General features: G+C 41.0%; 17 protein-coding genes and 5 tRNA genes. All 22 read left to right on the top strand.

The annotated features are described in order from the left end of the window. Positions 1 to 9: 9 nt before the first annotated feature. The 22 genes from BST86_RS09365 (at position 10) to rplL (ending at position 15,896) form a co-directional block, all read left to right on the top strand. A complete protein-coding gene (locus tag BST86_RS09365) occupies positions 10 to 1,272 on the top strand; it encodes an ABC transporter permease (protein WP_242446502.1) in 1,263 nt (420 codons plus the stop codon). Positions 1,273 to 1,415: 143 nt separating this feature from the next. Beyond that, a complete protein-coding gene (locus BST86_RS09360; RefSeq protein WP_105983988.1) occupies positions 1,416 to 2,402 on the top strand; it encodes a PLP-dependent cysteine synthase family protein in 987 nt (328 codons plus the stop codon). Between the two features lie 297 nt (positions 2,403 to 2,699). Then, a complete protein-coding gene (locus BST86_RS09355) occupies positions 2,700 to 3,971 on the top strand; it encodes a DUF2851 family protein (protein WP_105983025.1) in 1,272 nt (423 codons plus the stop codon). 37 nt (positions 3,972 to 4,008) lie between these two features. Continuing rightward, the gene (locus tag BST86_RS09350) at positions 4,009 to 4,236 is read left to right on the top strand and encodes a PspC family transcriptional regulator (protein WP_055410969.1); all 228 of its coding nucleotides are present in this window, start codon (positions 4,009 to 4,011) and stop codon (positions 4,234 to 4,236) included. 8 nt (positions 4,237 to 4,244) lie between these two features. After that, on the top strand, positions 4,245 to 5,246 hold the full coding sequence (locus tag BST86_RS09345) for a potassium channel family protein (RefSeq protein ID WP_105983024.1): 1,002 nt from the start codon (positions 4,245 to 4,247) through the stop codon (positions 5,244 to 5,246). Between the two features lie 89 nt (positions 5,247 to 5,335). Then, positions 5,336 to 7,420, top strand: coding sequence for an amino acid carrier protein (locus BST86_RS09340; RefSeq protein ID WP_105983023.1), 2,085 nt, complete (start codon positions 5,336 to 5,338; stop codon positions 7,418 to 7,420). Positions 7,421 to 7,429: 9 nt separating this feature from the next. Then, a complete protein-coding gene (locus BST86_RS09335) occupies positions 7,430 to 8,284 on the top strand; it encodes a helix-hairpin-helix domain-containing protein (protein WP_105983022.1) in 855 nt (284 codons plus the stop codon). A 23-nt stretch (positions 8,285 to 8,307) separates the two neighbouring features. Next, positions 8,308 to 9,477, top strand: a complete 1,170-nt coding sequence (locus BST86_RS09330) for an acyl-CoA dehydrogenase family protein (protein WP_105983021.1) — start codon at positions 8,308 to 8,310, stop codon at positions 9,475 to 9,477. A 104-nt stretch (positions 9,478 to 9,581) separates the two neighbouring features. Further along, positions 9,582 to 9,776 carry a 30S ribosomal protein S21 gene (gene rpsU, locus BST86_RS09325; protein ID WP_055413606.1) on the top strand — a complete coding sequence of 65 codons (195 nt, stop codon included), beginning with the start codon at positions 9,582 to 9,584 and terminating at the stop codon, positions 9,774 to 9,776. A 64-nt stretch (positions 9,777 to 9,840) separates the two neighbouring features. After that, positions 9,841 to 10,725: a tyrosine-type recombinase/integrase gene (locus BST86_RS09320; RefSeq protein WP_105983020.1), complete on the top strand. Its 885-nt coding sequence runs from the start codon at positions 9,841 to 9,843 to the stop codon at positions 10,723 to 10,725. Positions 10,726 to 10,881: 156 nt separating this feature from the next. Then, a tRNA-Thr gene (locus BST86_RS09315) sits at positions 10,882 to 10,955 on the top strand. 31 nt (positions 10,956 to 10,986) lie between these two features. After that, positions 10,987 to 11,067, top strand: a tRNA-Tyr gene (locus tag BST86_RS09310). Positions 11,068 to 11,099: 32 nt separating this feature from the next. Then, positions 11,100 to 11,172, top strand: a tRNA-Gly gene (locus tag BST86_RS09305). A gap of 102 nt (positions 11,173 to 11,274) precedes the next feature. Further along, positions 11,275 to 11,346, top strand: a tRNA-Thr gene (locus BST86_RS09300). Between the two features lie 116 nt (positions 11,347 to 11,462). Then, entirely contained in the window at positions 11,463 to 12,650 is a 1,188-nt protein-coding gene (gene tuf, locus BST86_RS09295; protein ID WP_055413604.1) for an elongation factor Tu, read from the top strand. 131 nt (positions 12,651 to 12,781) lie between these two features. After that, positions 12,782 to 12,854: transfer RNA gene (locus tag BST86_RS09290), tRNA-Trp, on the top strand. Positions 12,855 to 12,956: 102 nt separating this feature from the next. Further along, entirely contained in the window at positions 12,957 to 13,154 is a 198-nt protein-coding gene (secE, locus tag BST86_RS09285; protein ID WP_082438647.1) for a preprotein translocase subunit SecE, read from the top strand. A gap of 9 nt (positions 13,155 to 13,163) precedes the next feature. After that, positions 13,164 to 13,718: a transcription termination/antitermination protein NusG gene (nusG, locus tag BST86_RS09280; RefSeq protein WP_105983019.1), complete on the top strand. Its 555-nt coding sequence runs from the start codon at positions 13,164 to 13,166 to the stop codon at positions 13,716 to 13,718. 69 nt (positions 13,719 to 13,787) lie between these two features. After that, on the top strand, positions 13,788 to 14,228 hold the full coding sequence (gene rplK, locus BST86_RS09275) for a 50S ribosomal protein L11 (protein ID WP_055413601.1): 441 nt from the start codon (positions 13,788 to 13,790) through the stop codon (positions 14,226 to 14,228). A gap of 11 nt (positions 14,229 to 14,239) precedes the next feature. Continuing rightward, entirely contained in the window at positions 14,240 to 14,941 is a 702-nt protein-coding gene (gene rplA / locus BST86_RS09270) for a 50S ribosomal protein L1 (protein ID WP_055413600.1), read from the top strand. An 11-nt stretch (positions 14,942 to 14,952) separates the two neighbouring features. Further along, positions 14,953 to 15,468 (top strand): 50S ribosomal protein L10, encoded by a 516-nt coding sequence (gene rplJ / locus BST86_RS09265; protein WP_055413599.1) that lies wholly within the window; start codon positions 14,953 to 14,955, stop codon positions 15,466 to 15,468. Between the two features lie 53 nt (positions 15,469 to 15,521). Then, entirely contained in the window at positions 15,522 to 15,896 is a 375-nt protein-coding gene (rplL, locus tag BST86_RS09260; protein ID WP_055413598.1) for a 50S ribosomal protein L7/L12, read from the top strand. Positions 15,897 to 15,903: the final 7 nt, after the last annotated feature.

Below are 15,903 nucleotides of genomic sequence, written 5' to 3'. Positions count from 1 at the left end.
AAAGCTATTATGGTATATTTGAAAATTGAAGGAAAAGTATTGAATCTAGAGTATTTCATAGCGCGTCGCGTACAGCATAGTACAGAATATAAAAATAGCGTAAGTGCGCCGATAATTAAAATCGCCACTGCAGCCATTGCCATAGGAATGATTGTAATGATCATCGCCGTTGCGACCGGTGTAGGCCTACAAAAAAAGATTAGGGAAAAGGTGAGTGCCTTTAATGGCGACATTACCATCTCACTATTTGATCGCAATAACTCCATCACGACCGTCAAGCCTATTGATATCAACCAAGAATTTTATCCTGATTTTAAAAGCGTACCGCAGGTCACGCATGTACAAGCCGTGGCGACTAAAGGAGCCATGATCAGGACGGCTACAGATTTTGAAGGTGTTATCCTTAAAGGTGTTGGAACCGATTATCGCTGGGAAAGCTTTAAAGATTTCCTGATTGAAGGATCTTTACCAGATGTATCTCAAGAGGCTACCTCAAAAGATATTTTAATCTCTGATGACATCGCAAGGCGTTTACAGCTCAAAGTAGGTGACAAGGCACCTACCTATTTCATGAAGGAAAATGAAGAACCTCTTGCACGGGCGTTCAATGTCATAGGTATTTACGATAGCGGCCTGGCAGAATATGATACAAAATTCATTGTAGGCGACATACGCAACATTCAAAAAATCAATAAATGGGAAGATAATCAGATAGGAAAATTTGAGGTGTTCATTGATGATTTTGGAAACGTTGATGAGATAGGAAGAAACGTCTTTTTACAGGTTCCACAGCTTCTCGATGCCAGGACTATTAAAGATCAATATCCAACCATCTTCCAGTGGTTAGCCTTATTGGACAGCAATGTTTACGGGATTATCGCAATTATTTTGATTGTTGGAATCATCAATATGATCACCGCTTTGCTTGTGCTTATTTTAGATCGTACTGGTATGATTGGATTGCTCAAATCATTAGGCGCTACAGACTGGACCGTACGTAAAATATTTCTCTACAATGCTATGACCTTGATTCTGCGAGGCTTGTTTTGGGGCAATCTGATTGGGTTGGGCTTGGTAGGATTACAATACTTTTTTGCACCACTCACACTGGATCCATCGACCTATTACGTAACCGAAGCTCCTGTGTACATCTCTTGGTGGCACGTGCTGTTGCTCAACGTGGGCACTTTTATGATCTGTCTGCTGGTGCTTATCATTCCTACCTATATCGTTAGTCGCATCTCGCCAGTCAAGGCGATGCGTTTTGAATAGAAATTTTTTAGTTCGCTTTCGCGCTTGCCTGCCGGTCAGGCAGGAAAGCGAAACCATCAACCTTCCTATCCATAGAAATAAGCTGTAGGTTTTACCTGCAAACCTTGCTGCAAAATCCTAAATTTGCAGCGCAAAATAAGATCATGAAGTACGCTGAAAATATACTGGAAACTATAGGCAACACGCCTTTGATAAAAATGAACAAGTTGGTTGAGGACCTACCGTGTCTGGTTCTGGCCAAATATGAAACCTTCAATCCTGGCAACAGCGTCAAAGATCGCATGGGGCTCATGATGATTGAAGATGCAGAGGCTGACGGCCGTCTAAAGCCAGGTGGGACGATTATTGAAGGAACCAGCGGTAACACAGGAATGGGTCTTGCACTGGCTGCGATCATCAAGGGATACAAATTGATCTGTGTGTTGAGCGATAAACAATCCAAAGAAAAAATGGATATTCTGCGCGCGGTAGGCGCAGAGGTGCATGTATGCCCAACCGATGTAGCTCCAGACGATCCGCAATCATATTATTCCACCAGCAAGAGGTTGAGCGAAGAAATACCTAACTCTTGGTACGTGAATCAATATGACAACCCGTCGAATTGTAAAGCGCACTACATGAGTACTGGTCCAGAAATCTGGGAACAGACGGATGGTAAAGTGACGCATTTTGTAGTAGGAGTTGGCACAGGTGGAACCATTTCTGGCGTAGGGACCTATTTGAAAGGCAAGAATCCAGATATTAAGATTTGGGGAATCGATACCTATGGATCTGTATTTAAAAAATACCACGAAACCGGAATTTTTGACGAGAATGAAATCTACCCATACGTCACTGAAGGAATAGGCGAAGATATCTTGCCCAAAAACGTGCGTTTTGAAGTGATCGATGGTTTTACTAAAGTCACTGACAAGGATGCGGCTATCTACACGCGTCGTCTGGCTAAAGAAGAAGGAATGTTTCTGGGAAACAGTGCTGGCGCAGCCATCAAAGGATTGTTGCAAATCCATGAAGAAGTAGGCTTTACCAAAGATGATGTTGTCGTCATTCTTTACCATGATCACGGTTCCAGATACGTTGGTAAATTCTTTAATGATGAATGGATGGCAGAGAAAGGCTGGCTGGAGTAAATTGTCGGTTGCTAATTGCCTGTTGCCCGTTGCCAGTTTTTAGTTATCAGTTACCAGTTGTCGGTTACCTGTTGCCCGATTGTCTATTTTCAGTTCCCAAGCCCAAAAATTTGCATAACTCTCAAATTCACTAGAGCTAAGCACAAGTTTGTGAGCACGATTTTTTAAATTTTCCTCATTCCTCATTCCTCATTCCTCATTCCTCATTCCTCATTCCTCATTCCTCATTCCTCATTCCTTATTCCTTGAGCCGTAAATCCTAAAACTTCTTAACTTAGTCCATTCACCTAGTGGCGCATGCGGGAAGATTTTATCCATTACCTCTGGAAGTTCAAAAAGTTGAGTGGTCTACAGCTGCGTACCACTAAGCATCAATTGGTAGTGATCAAGAACCTAGGGCATCATAATCACCATTCTGGACCAGATTTTTTCAATGCACAGGTAGAGATCGATGGTCAATTATGGGCTGGAAATGTAGAGATGCATGTAAAATCCAGCGACTGGTACAAGCACGGCCATGATGATGATCCAGCTTATGACAACGTTATCCTACACGTGGTCTGGAAGCACGATGCAGAGATCACGAGGCGCAGTGAGATCGACATACCAGTACTTGAGGTATCGACATACGTGCCTGATGATGCGATTCTCACCTACACAAAGCTATTCGCCTACAAAAACGATCAATTCATCAATTGTGAGAAACTCATCCATCAGGTGGATTCTTTTCAGGTTGATATGTGGTTGGAAAAGGTCTACATCCAGCGACTGGAGCAGCGCTACCAGCGCATCGAGAAAAGCTTGAAACAGAACAATAATGACTGGGAAGCCACCTTTTTTCAAATGCTGGCACGCAGTTTTGGAACTAAGGTAAATGCAGATGCCTTTGAGCAAATCGCAACGGCTATGGATCAATCTGTGGTGCGTAAACTGGCTGCCGACGCTTTCCAGCTGGAATCTGTTTTGATGGGCTTATTGGGATTGCTGGACACACCGCGAGAAGATCGATATTTTAGCCTGCTTGAGAAGGAGTTCGCTTTCGCGAAAGCGAAATTTCAATTAAAACCTATACCAACAGATTTAAAGTTTTTCAGGTTGCGACCAGCAAATTATCCAACCATTCGCCTATCTCAACTTGCTATGTTGTATCATAGAAATCCTATGCTGCTTGCTCAGGTCATTTTGGCAAAATCCAAAGCAGAAATTAGCGCGGTGTTTGACGTGAAAGCTGCAAAATATTGGGACACGCATCATGTATTTGACAAACAAACCGAATCTAGAGAAAAGGTCTTAACACAATCCTTTATCGACCTGTTAATTATCAATTGCATCGTGCCCATCAAATTTGCCTATGCTCGCCATCATGGGAAAGATAATACCGATGAATTGCTGGGAATCATAAGCGATATCCCGATGGAAAAAAATACGATAACACAAGGATTCAAGAAATTGATTGGCATTAAAACTGCTTTGGAATCTCAGGCTGTGCTGCAGCTTAAACCTAATTATTGTGAGCAGAATTTATGTCTTAAATGCGATATAGGTGTGCGATTAATGAGCGGTCAATAGCTAGGAAATATTAGGTTCTATAGAGTACATTTGACATATGGGCGTTGTTACAGAATTAAGACATTACATGGAAAAGTATGGTTTCTATGTAAGCACACGAATGGCAGACCGATTGGGCATGCGTGCACGTAATGTGCGCATCACATTTATCTACTTTACATTTGCTACTCTAGGAGCTGGATTTGCAGTTTATTTGATCATGGCGTTTTGGTTGCGCATAAAGGATTTGATTTATGTCAAACGCAGTTCTGTTTTTGATTTATAGGCACCACTATGCGTAACAAAATAACGATAGCAATAAGCCTTCTTACCTCTGTCATGGTAACAGGTTGTTTGGGGTATAAATTCATGCTGGGCTTGTCATGGATTGATGCCTTGTACATGACGGTGATCACTATTACCACCGTTGGTTATCGTGAGATAGGAGATCCTAGTCCAGAAGCCAAACTATTCACCATATTCATCATCTTGACTAGTGTGGTGATTGTAGGTTATTCAGTATCTGTAATTTCCGAATATCTGCTAACCAGAAACTCGCTACAGGCGAGAAGAGCTCGCGAAAAGAAAAAATATCTTAACTCTATGGAAAATCACATCATCGTTTGCGGGTACGGCCGTAATGGGAAACAGGCAGTGGCTAAACTACAGGATTACAAGCGTGATTTCATAATCATTGAAAAGGATCAACAGGTAATTGATGATTGCCAGCTCGATAACAAGTATTTCTACCGCGGTAATGCGAATGAGGATGAGGTATTACAATCTGCTGGGATAGGTAAGGCATCTGTTCTGATTACGGCACTTCCAGACGACGCAGACAATCTTTTTATTGTTTTGAGTGCAAGACAGCTTAACAAAGATCTCAAAATCATTTCTAGAGCTAGTGAAGAAACCAGTTATAAAAAACTAAAGCTCGCTGGTGCTGACAACGTAATACTTCCAGACCAAATAGGTGGCCAGCATATGGCATCATTAATTGTAAGTCCGGATCTGATTGAATTCTGGGATAATTTGAGCTATGGTGGTGATGATGGGGTCAATCTGGAACAGGTCTCATTTGAGCAGATGTTTGACCACCAGAATAAATGTACTATCATCGATCTCAACCTGCGTCAAAAAACGGGCTGTACAATTATAGGTTACAAATCTCCTGACGGAGAATATGTAGTAAATCCAAGTCCAGAAACCGTCATTGGTACTGGGTCTAAAATCATCGTTGTGGGAAATTCCCAACAGATCGCCCAGCTACAAAAATCTTATCGAATTCACGAGTAGCCTGCTATAGCTTTACTATTTCTTAACAAAACTTTTAAAAGGCAAGATTTTTATGCATCTTGCTTGCTTAATCCGAATTGATTCTACAAATGAACAAACTATTAAGTCTATTTAGCTTTTTGTTGATTGCATCATTTACTAATGCACAACAAATTGAACTGACTGCAAAAAAAGTAAACCCAACAACAGAAATTAATGATGGTGAGATTTCCATCATCGCAACTGGAGGTCAAGAGCCATATACTTATAAATGGTCAAATCAGTCCACGCCAATCGATGCAAGCACGGCAAGAGGTCTTACTGAAGGAATCGATTATACAGTTGAGGTGACAGATGCACAAGGTGCTTCTGCGTCTGGTGTGTTTAAAATTGAAGCAGAACACATCACCGAAATCCTTAATGGTGCGGCAGTACCAGCGGTAGAAGCAATGGGAAGTATTCTTTTTTGGGATCCGTTCTCAGCAACTGGATTGTATGACCCTGTAGTTTACGCTGAAGGAAAGAATATAGCAATTCCAGGATGGGAGGCTGGAGACTCTAACAAATACATACTTAAAACTTGGTTGGCTCCTAACGGCAAACAAATTAAAGTAGGCGAGCCCATCGCAATCGTATCAAAAGAAGGCGGTGAGGATCTTACCGTAGTATCACCATCAAATGGTACGTTGCAATACTTGCAAAGTAGAGGTGAAGATCTTAATGAAGGCAATGTTATTTATAATGGAGCTGTGAGCGGAGATGTCGTTGAGACTGGAGCACATCTATTTGCACGAGTTGAGTACAGTGATAAAGTACCTCTATTACATCCTAATGGTGATGTTCAACAAAAAGGAATTCCTTTTATCGTTGTATGGTTGGTTTTAGGGGCATTGTTTTTTACCATTAGAATGGGCTTTATAAACTTTCGAGGATTTAAGCATTCGATTGATCTTGCAAAAGGAAAATATGATGACCCAACGGCACCTGGTCAGGTAACCCATTTTCAAGCCCTTGCAACAGCAGTTTCAGGGACAGTTGGACTAGGTAATATCGCTAGTGTTGCAGTAGCCATTTCTTTAGGTGGTGCAGGAGCTACATTCTGGATGATACTTGCAGGACTACTAGGTATGTCCTCAAAATTTGTTGAGTGTACCCTAGGTGTAAAATATAGATTTATTGCAGAGGATGGTTCCGTTTACGGCGGTCCAATGAACTATTTGCGCTATGGACTAGCAAAACAAAATAAAAAAGGACTTGGAAAAATTCTGGCTGTTATGTTTGCTGTTCTTTGTATTGGTGCTTCTTTTGGTGGAGGTAATATGTTTCAATCCAATCAAGCATTTGCTGGTCTAGCTACTCAGTTTGAATTTTTAGATGGATATGGTTTTTGGTTCGGAGTGGTTACCGCGATCTTGGTCGGTTTTGTAATCATAGGTGGAATTAAGAGTATTGCCAAAGTGACTGAGAAAATTGTTCCTTTCATGGCTAGTGTTTACGTTCTCGCTGCTCTTGCAGTAATAATCATTAATATTGAAAACATCGGGCCTGCGTTTAGTGCGATCATTGATGGGGCTTTTAGTCCGTCGGCAATTAAAGGAGGAATCATTGGTGTTCTTATCGTAGGCTTTCAAAGAGCTGCTTTTTCAAATGAAGCAGGAGTTGGGTCTGCTGCAATTGCGCATAGTGCTGCAAAAACACACCATCCACCATCTGAAGGTTTTGTAGCCTTACTAGAACCATTTATCGACACAGTGGTAGTTTGTACGTTGACTGCTTTGGTGCTCATTTTTACGGGTATGCATGAGGTTGAAGGCATTGCAGGTGCACAACTTACTTCAGATGCTTTCGGTAGTGTTATTTCTTGGTTCCCTTATGTCCTTGCTGGTGCAGTATTCTTATTTGCATTCAGTACAATGATTAGCTGGTCGTACTACGGTATGAGAGCTTGGACATACTTGTTTGGTAAAAGTAGAACCATGGAAATAGTTTACAAAGTCATTTTCTTAGTGTTTGTAGTAATAGGTTCTTCTGTTTCTTTAGGTGCTGTATTAGACTTTTCAGACATGATGATTCTTGCTATGTCGTTTCCAAATATAATTGGGTTGTTATTGATGTCTAGCGAGGTGAGACGCGATCTAAATGATTATTGGAAAAAGCTTAAATCAGGAAGTTTAGGTCTTAAGACTGATGCCTAGCAAACAGCTATGAAACATTTCAAATCCCTCTTTTTGTTCAATAGGCGACAACAAAGAGGGATTTTTATTTTACTCATTTTATTGGTGGTCGTTGTGGGAATTAGATACTATGCCGCCACTAAACCAACGTCAGATATCGTGTTGAGTGACGTTTCTAAATACCAGGCTCAAATTGATTCTATCAAGATGGCCACGGCAAAGAGAAAGGACACCATTTATCCCTTCAACCCCAATTATATCACTGACTATAGAGCCTACATTTTAGGTTTGAATGAAGCAGAGTTGGATAGGCTGTCTCGCTTTCGCGAAAGCGGAAAATTCATCAACACGGCTGCTCAATTTCAACAAGTCACTAAAGTAAGCGACAAGTGGCTGGATAGCATCTCGCCCTATTTCAAATTTCCATCATGGGTCAACGAGCCTAGGAAAAGCTACTCCAGCGACTTCTCCGACCGAAAAATAGTTGCCATGGATATTAACAAGGCATCGCTGGAGGATTTGCGCAAAGTATATGGAATAGGACCTGCGCTATCTGGCCGGATTGTGAAAGAACGGGAAAAACTTGACGGTTTTATTGACATCATGCAGGTACGTGATGTTTACGGACTTTCAGATTCTACTATGGTCGAATTGCGTAAACACTTTTATGTCACACCAAAGGCTGGCTTTAAAAAGTTAGCGCTCAATAACGCGACCAGCGACCAGCTGTCAACAATCCCATATTTTAACGACTACCTTGTCGATAAACTCATAGAGCAGCGCACCTTACGGGATGGTTTCAAAACCTGGAAGGATGTAACGCTCACCTCAAGATTCCCAACGGAAAAATTGGCTTTAATTCAGCTATATTTGACGTTGGACTAAAAAAAACGTATTTAAAGCATTTTATGTATTCAAAATATTTTACCGAAGAACACAATTTCTTCAGACAAAGTTTCAGAGATTTTTTAAATAAAGAAGTCGTTCCTCATGTGGATCGCTGGGAAGAAACCGGCCAGATAGATCGCGAGATTTTCAAGAAGATGGGTGACATGGGCTACTTCGGGTTGTATTACCCTGAAGAATATGGCGGTCTGGATCTGGACTTTTTCTACACTGTTATATTTTTAGAAGAGATGCAGCGTGTTAACTCTGGTGGTTTTGCTGCTGCCATGTGGGTACAGGCATTCTTAGGTGCGCAACACCTATTGAAAGAAGGAGACGATAGGATTAAGGAGGAATACTTAGTCCCTACACTTACCGGTGACAAAATAGGTTGTCTTTGTATAACTGAACCCTTTGGCGGTAGTGATGTAGCAGGTATGCGAACCACTGCCGTAAAGGATGGTGATCATTATGTGATTAACGGTTCAAAAACCTTTATTACGAATGGTGTTTATTCAGATTATTTAGTAGTAGCTGCCAAAACCGATCCAGATGCAAAAGGTCGTGGTATCTCCATATTCTTAATGGATAGAGAAACGCCAGGCATAAGCGCCACAAAATTGAACAAATTAGGATGGCGCGCCAGCGATACGGGCGAGATAGGTTTTGACAACGTGCGTGTGCCAGTTGAAAATCTTATGGGTGAAGAAGGTAAGGGCTTTCCATATATCATGCAGCACTTTGCCCTAGAGCGATTGATCATGGCTATCAATGGTCATGCAAGAGCAGAATACGCGTTGGAATATACCATAGGTTATATGAAAGACCGTACAGCCTTTGGTAAATCCCTCGATAAATTTCAGGCATTGCGTCACAAACTCGCAGATATGTTGAGTGAGGTAGAGATGGCAAAGAATTTCAACTATTCTATTGCTGAGGAACTGGATAAAGGTCTGTATCCCGTAAAGGAAGCCAGTATGGCAAAACTTCTATCGACTAAAGTCGCCGATGAGGTAATCTACGGCTGCCTGCAATTCCTTGGTGGTTATGGATATATCGAGGAATATCCACTAGCCAGAATGTGGCGTGATAGTAGATTAGGTCCAATAGGTGGTGGTACCAGCGAGATCATGAGAGAGATCATTGCAAAAATGACTTTAGACGGTAAGGACTATAAGCCTGCAGCACATTAGAAAAAGTTATTTCGCTTTCGCGAAAGCGAAAAACCATATAAATAGTTTGGGATCATAAATAAAAATGTATTTTTGCCGTCCCAAAGAAAGGAGGTGATGACACTATGTTAATTATACCAGTTAAAGACGGAGAAAATATCGACAGAGCCCTGAAGCGTTTCAAACGTAAATTTGATCGTACAGGAAAGATGCGTGAACTACGTAGAAGACAGCAGTTCACTAAACCATCTGTTGCAAAAAGAGCACAGAAAATCAAAGCAGAATACATCCAGCATTTGAGAGATGCAGAGAACATGTAAGCTTTTATTAGAATACTAATTACGACGATCCGATAAATGATTAAATTTATCGGATCGTTTTTTTATGCACATTCCTGAATATAAAAATTACCTCACGCTAGAAAAACACTATAGCGTGCATACTAGTGAGTCCTATCTGCGGGACCTGAATCAATTCAAAGAATTTCTTGAGGATTATGATTCGGCATTAGGTACTGCGACATATAATATGGTAAGGCAGTGGATGGCACAGCTCATGGAAGAAGGGATGAGTCCGAGAAGTGTCACCCGTAAAATGTCTTCCTTAAAATCCTATTTTAAATTTCTGCGCAATCAAGGTTTTGTGGAACATAATATTATGACACTTCATAAAAGCCTAAAGGTATCCAAGAAAATTCAGGTGCCATTTTCTCAAAAAGAAGTAAGCGAATTACTGGATACAGATTATGATCTATCTTCTTTTATTGAGGTAAGAGATAGAGCCTTAATTGAATTGCTATACGTGAGTGGGATGCGCAGGGCAGAATTATTAAGTCTAACATTAGCATCTGTAGATCTGGAAGCCTCGCGTATGAACATAATAGGAAAGCGTAACAAGCAGAGAATTGTACCGCTTATGAATTCTACCGTTAAGGTGATGAAGAATTATCTCAAGGTAAGAGAAGTGGTAGATCAATATAATGACCAAAGTTTTTTCCTTACTGAAAAAGGAAAGCCTATTTACGCATCCTTAATATATAGAATCGTCAATCATTACTTTAGGAAGGTGAGCCTAAAGACTAAGGTAAGCCCGCATGTGCTGCGACACACATTTGCCACTCATCTTTTGGATAAGGGAGCAGACTTGAATGCCATCAAGGAACTGTTGGGACACGCCAGCCTTGCCAGCACTCAAGTGTACACTCACACCAGTATGCAGGCGCTCAAAAACGTTCATGCCGCTGCGCATCCTCGCAATAAGAAGTCTTAAGGTATTTGGTAAACAGGCGTGTTGGTCCAGTTGGAAAATAAATTATTACTCCGCAATATATTTTTATCCAAATATTTTTTGGTAATTAAAAAATAGGCTTACATTTGCAGTCCGTTAGAAATAACGGGAGCGTGGTGCGCTTAAAATCTATCATAAGCCGATGTAGCTCAGCTGGCTAGAGCAGCTGATTTGTAATCAGCAGGTCGTGGGTTCGAGTCCCTCCATCGGCTCTTTGTTTTTTGAAAAATTGAAGTAATTATTGGGGAGATACTCAAGCGGCCAACGAGGACGGACTGTAACTCCGTTGGGAAACCTTCGCAGGTTCGAATCCTGCTCTCCCCACATTAATTACAGCCATTCTAGAAATGGTAATTGCGAGAGTAGCTCAGTTGGTAGAGCGTCAGCCTTCCAAGCTGAATGTCGCCGGTTCGAACCCGGTCTCTCGCTCTAATTATTCCGCAATAGCGGTGTCAGGCTAGGTGAGATTTCTTTACCGTGTTCTGAAAAGCCTTTGGCTATTTCGCTTTCGCGAAAGCGTTAACATCATAAGCCGGTGTAGCTCAGGGGTAGAGCGTTTCCTTGGTAAGGAAGAGGTCACGAGTTCAAATCTCGTCATTGGCTCGATAGAAATTGAAAGAAAGGTCTCTTTATGAGGCCCTAAATAGTATAAGCTGATTTGGTTTTGTATCCGTGTCAGTTTTTAAATTGAAACACTAATATAAACTAAGATTATAATTATGGCTAAAGAAACGTACGATCGTTCGAAACCGCACCTTAACGTAGGAACTATTGGTCACGTTGACCACGGTAAGACTACTCTTACTGCTGCAATCACTAAAGTACTTGCAGATGCTGGTTACTCTAAGGCAACAAGTTTTGATCAAATTGACAATGCTCCAGAAGAAAAAGAACGTGGTATCACGATCAACTCTTCACACGTAGAGTATCAAACGCTTAACAGACACTACGCTCACGTAGACTGTCCTGGTCACGCGGATTATGTAAAGAACATGGTAACTGGTGCTGCCCAGATGGACGGTGCTATCCTTGTAGTTGCTGCGACTGATGGTCCTATGCCACAAACACGCGAGCACATCCTTCTAGGACGTCAGGTAGGTATTCCACGTATCGTTGTTTTCCTTAATAAGGTAGACATGGTAGATGATGAGGAGCTTCTTGAACTAGTAGATATGGAAGTTCGTGATCTATTGAATTTCTATGAATATGATGGTGACAATGGTCCTGTTGTTTCTGGATCTGCTCTAGGTGCATTGAATGGTGAAGAAAAATGGGTAAATACAGTTCTTGAGTTGATGGAAGCTGTTGATACTTGGATCGAAGAGCCACAACGTGAGGTTGACAAGCCTTTCTTGATGCCTATCGAGGATGTATTCTCTATTACAGGTCGTGGTACTGTTGCAACTGGTCGTATTGAGACTGGTGTAGCTAACACAGGTGATCCAGTAGAAATCATCGGTATGGGTGCTCAAAAATTGACATCTACGATTACTGGTATTGAAATGTTCCGTCAGATTCTTGATAGAGGTGAGGCTGGAGATAACGCAGGTATCCTTTTAAGAGGTATTGAGAAGTCTCAAATATCTCGTGGTATGGTAATTACTAAGCCAGGATCTGTAACTCCGCACGCTAAATTTAAGGCTGAGGTTTACATCTTGAAAAAAGAAGAAGGTGGACGTCACACTCCATTCCATAACAACTACCGTCCACAGTTCTACGTACGTACGACTGACGTGACTGGTAACATCGCTCTTCCTGATGGAGTAGAGATGGTTATGCCTGGAGATAACTTGACAATCACTGTTGATCTTATCCAACCTATCGCATTGAACTTAGGTCTACGCTTTGCAATCCGTGAAGGTGGTAGAACAGTAGGTGCTGGTCAGGTAACTGAGATCCTAGATTAATTCTATCTAATAAATAAAGTATCCTGTCTGAAGTTTTTTTAGACAGGATACTTTCCCTTTATTGGGAAGTATGTTTTGATTGCGCTTTCGCGAAAGCGAAACTATCAACAGCAAACTACTCAATTTAGTTTGCGGATTTAGCTCAGTTGGTAGAGCACTGGTCTCCAAAACCAGGTGTCGGGAGTTCGAGCCTCTCAATCCGCGCAAATTTGGAACGCTGCTAATGATATAGCAGTTATTTAAAAAGATTAAATGTTGTCAAGGCAACATCAAACGTGACTAAGTTCACAATAGACCGTTCAGATTATGGGATTAGCGACATATGTAAAGGAGTCTTACAATGAATTGACCAACCACGTTACATGGCCTACTTGGGCTGAAGCTCAAAAGCTTACCGTGACAGTTGCTGTTTTTTCTGTAGTTTTTGCATTGATCATCTACGGTATTGATACCGTATTTAGTACCGCGATTACTAATTACTTTGAATGGGTTAAACAAGCTTAATACTACAACATGACAGAGGAAAAAGATGTAATGAAGTGGTATGTTGTCCGATCTGTAAGCGGTCAAGAAAATAAGATCAAGGAATATATTGAGGACGAAATCAATCACCATAACCTTAATGATTACCTCCAGCAAATATTAGTACCAACTGAAAAGGTGGTTCAAATACGCAACGGTAAAAAAATCAATAAGGAGAAGGTTTATTTTCCAGGATATATTATGATTCAAGCTCGTCTTGAAGGCGAGGTTCCCCACATCATTAAATCAGTTAATGGGGTTATAGGTTTTCTAGGAGAAACAAAAGGCGGTGAGCCGGTTCCACTTAGAAAATCTGAAGTAAACCGTATGTTAGGTAAGGTTGATGAGCTTGCAGAACAAACGGACAATATAGCAATACCATTCAAGAATGGTGAGACTATCAAAGTTGTGGATGGTCCTTTCAATGGTTTCAATGGAACTATTGAAAAGGTCAATGAAGAGAAGCGCAAGCTTGAGGTGATGGTAAAGATTTTTGGTCGCAAGACTCCATTGGAGTTGAGCTATATGCAAGTAGAGAAAGTATAAGTGTTACAGTTTATAGGCAGTATATAAGGCTTCCACTTTATTTCTGTCAAACTTTGAAATAAATTAAAAATGGCTAAAGAAGTATCTAAGGTTGTAAAATTACAAGTTAGAGGTGGTGCAGCAAACCCATCTCCACCTGTAGGGCCTGCATTAGGTGCAGCTGGTGTTAACATCATGGAGTTCTGTAAGCAGTTTAATGCTAGAACCCAAGATAAGGCAGGAAAAGTATTGCCAGTGGCAATCACAGTATTTAAAGATAAGTCTTTTGACTTTATCATTAAAACTCCGCCAGCAGCAGTTCAAATCCTTGAGGCGACTAAATTAAAAGGTGGTAGTGGTGAGCCTAACCGTAAGAAAGTTGGAACCATAAGCTGGGATCAGATTAAAGTGATCGCAGAAGACAAAATGCCTGACCTAAATGCTTTTACAGTAGAAAGCGCCATGAAAATGGTTGCTGGTACTGCAAGATCAATGGGTATTAATGTTAAGGGCGGAAACGCACCTGCTTAAAACTTGTAACAATGGCAAAATTGACAAAGAAACAAAAGGAGACCAATGCTAAGATCGATAAGTCAACGACTTATTCTGTAGCAGAGGCTTCTAAGTTAGTAAAAGAAGTATCAAATGTAAACTTTGATGCGTCAGTAGATCTAGCGGTTCGTCTAAACGTGGATCCACGTAAGGCCAACCAAATGGTAAGAGGTGTAGTTACACTTCCTCATGGAACGGGTAAGGATGTGAAGGTTCTTGCTTTAGTAACACCGGATAAGGCTGCTGAGGCTGAAGCTGCAGGAGCAGATTATGTTGGTCTGGACGATTACCTTGAGAAAATCAAAGGTGGATGGACTGATGTAGATGTTATCATTACTATGCCTAGTGTGATGGGTAAGTTAGGACCATTGGGACGCGTTTTGGGTCCTAGAGGATTGATGCCTAATCCAAAAACTGGTACGGTAACAATGGATGTCGCAAAAGCAGTTTCTGATGTTAAAGCTGGTAAGATCGACTTTAAAGTTGATAAGACTGGTATCATTCATGCATCAGTAGGTAAAGCTTCATTTGAAGCAGAGAAAATTGCAGGTAATGCAAGAGAATTAATCAACACGTTAGTCAAATTGAAACCGACTACCTCGAAAGGTGTATATATCAAAAGTATATACATGTCTAGTACCATGAGTCCTAGCATCCAGATCGATACGAAGCGTTTCGCAACAGACGACTAAAAATCTAGATCATGACAAGAGAAGAAAAAGCAACTGTTATACAGGATTTGACTGCAACGTTAGGTGATAGTTCTACTATTTATTTAGCAGACATCTCTGGACTTAATGCATCAGATACATCGAACTTACGTAGAGCTTGTTTTAAAGCAAACGTAACTCTTTCAGTAGTGAAGAACACTTTGCTTGCAAAAGCAATGGAGGCTTCTGACAAAGACTTTGGAGAGCTTCCAGAGTTGTTGAAAGGGAACACATCAATAATGCTTTCAGAGGTGGCTAACGCGCCAGCTAAGGTTATTGAGAACTTCAGAAAGAAATCGGCTAAACCGGTTCTTAAAGGAGCATATATTGAAGAGGCGATTTATGTAGGAGACGATAAGATCGAAACCTTAAGTAATATCAAATCTAAAGAAGAGATGGTCGGTGAAATCATCGGTCTACTTCAAAGCCCAGCTAAAAATGTTGTTTCAGCACTTAAATCAAGTGGTGGCAAATTGGCTGGAATTCTTAAGACCCTTTCTGAAAAGTAGGGCACAAAATAGTACGCAATTAATTATTTATAAATTTTATTAAAACGATAGAAATGGCAGATTTAAAAGATTTCGCAGAACAGTTAGTTAACCTTACTGTGAAAGAAGTAAACGAATTAGCGACTATACTTAAAGAAGAGTATGGAATCGAACCAGCAGCAGCGGCAGTTGCTATGGCTGGACCAGCTGCAGGTGGCGGAGAAGCTGCTGAAGAGCAAAGTGAATTTGATGTAATCCTTAAAGCTCCAGGTGGTGCTAAGCTTGCTGTAGTGAAACTTGTAAAAGAACTTACAGGTGCAGGATTGAAAGATGCAAAAGAACTTGTTGACAATGCACCATCTCCAATCAAGGAAGGTGTATCTAAAGACGAGGCAGAAGCACTTAAGGCTCAGCTAGAAGAAGCTGGTGCTGAGGTTGAGTTGAAGTAATTCTTCT

Origin of the sequence: Nonlabens agnitus (genome assembly GCF_002994045.1) — a bacterium.
Classification (GTDB): Bacteria; Bacteroidota; Bacteroidia; order Flavobacteriales; family Flavobacteriaceae; genus Nonlabens; species Nonlabens agnitus.
The sequence above is the reverse complement of the archived record's forward strand: the minus strand, read 5'-3'. Positions and strand labels throughout refer to the sequence as shown.

Coding starts and splice junctions, on each gene's coding strand:
- BST86_RS09350 (WP_055410969.1), top strand. CDS start 4,009: ATGGGCGTTGTTACAGAATTAAGACATTACATGGAAAAGTATGGTTTC.
- rpsU (WP_055413606.1), top strand. CDS start 9,582: ATGTTAATTATACCAGTTAAAGACGGAGAAAATATCGACAGAGCCCTG.
- BST86_RS09340 (WP_105983023.1), top strand. CDS start 5,336: ATGAACAAACTATTAAGTCTATTTAGCTTTTTGTTGATTGCATCATTT.
- rplA (WP_055413600.1), top strand. CDS start 14,240: ATGGCAAAATTGACAAAGAAACAAAAGGAGACCAATGCTAAGATCGAT.
- secE (WP_082438647.1), top strand. CDS start 12,957: ATGGGATTAGCGACATATGTAAAGGAGTCTTACAATGAATTGACCAAC.
- rplK (WP_055413601.1), top strand. CDS start 13,788: ATGGCTAAAGAAGTATCTAAGGTTGTAAAATTACAAGTTAGAGGTGGT.
- BST86_RS09345 (WP_105983024.1), top strand. CDS start 4,245: ATGCGTAACAAAATAACGATAGCAATAAGCCTTCTTACCTCTGTCATG.
- BST86_RS09355 (WP_105983025.1), top strand. CDS start 2,700: ATGCGGGAAGATTTTATCCATTACCTCTGGAAGTTCAAAAAGTTGAGT.
- tuf (WP_055413604.1), top strand. CDS start 11,463: ATGGCTAAAGAAACGTACGATCGTTCGAAACCGCACCTTAACGTAGGA.
- nusG (WP_105983019.1), top strand. CDS start 13,164: ATGACAGAGGAAAAAGATGTAATGAAGTGGTATGTTGTCCGATCTGTA.
- BST86_RS09360 (WP_105983988.1), top strand. CDS start 1,416: ATGAAGTACGCTGAAAATATACTGGAAACTATAGGCAACACGCCTTTG.
- BST86_RS09365 (WP_242446502.1), top strand. CDS start 10: ATGGTATATTTGAAAATTGAAGGAAAAGTATTGAATCTAGAGTATTTC.
- BST86_RS09335 (WP_105983022.1), top strand. CDS start 7,430: ATGAAACATTTCAAATCCCTCTTTTTGTTCAATAGGCGACAACAAAGA.
- rplL (WP_055413598.1), top strand. CDS start 15,522: ATGGCAGATTTAAAAGATTTCGCAGAACAGTTAGTTAACCTTACTGTG.
- BST86_RS09320 (WP_105983020.1), top strand. CDS start 9,841: ATGCACATTCCTGAATATAAAAATTACCTCACGCTAGAAAAACACTAT.
- rplJ (WP_055413599.1), top strand. CDS start 14,953: ATGACAAGAGAAGAAAAAGCAACTGTTATACAGGATTTGACTGCAACG.
- BST86_RS09330 (WP_105983021.1), top strand. CDS start 8,308: ATGTATTCAAAATATTTTACCGAAGAACACAATTTCTTCAGACAAAGT.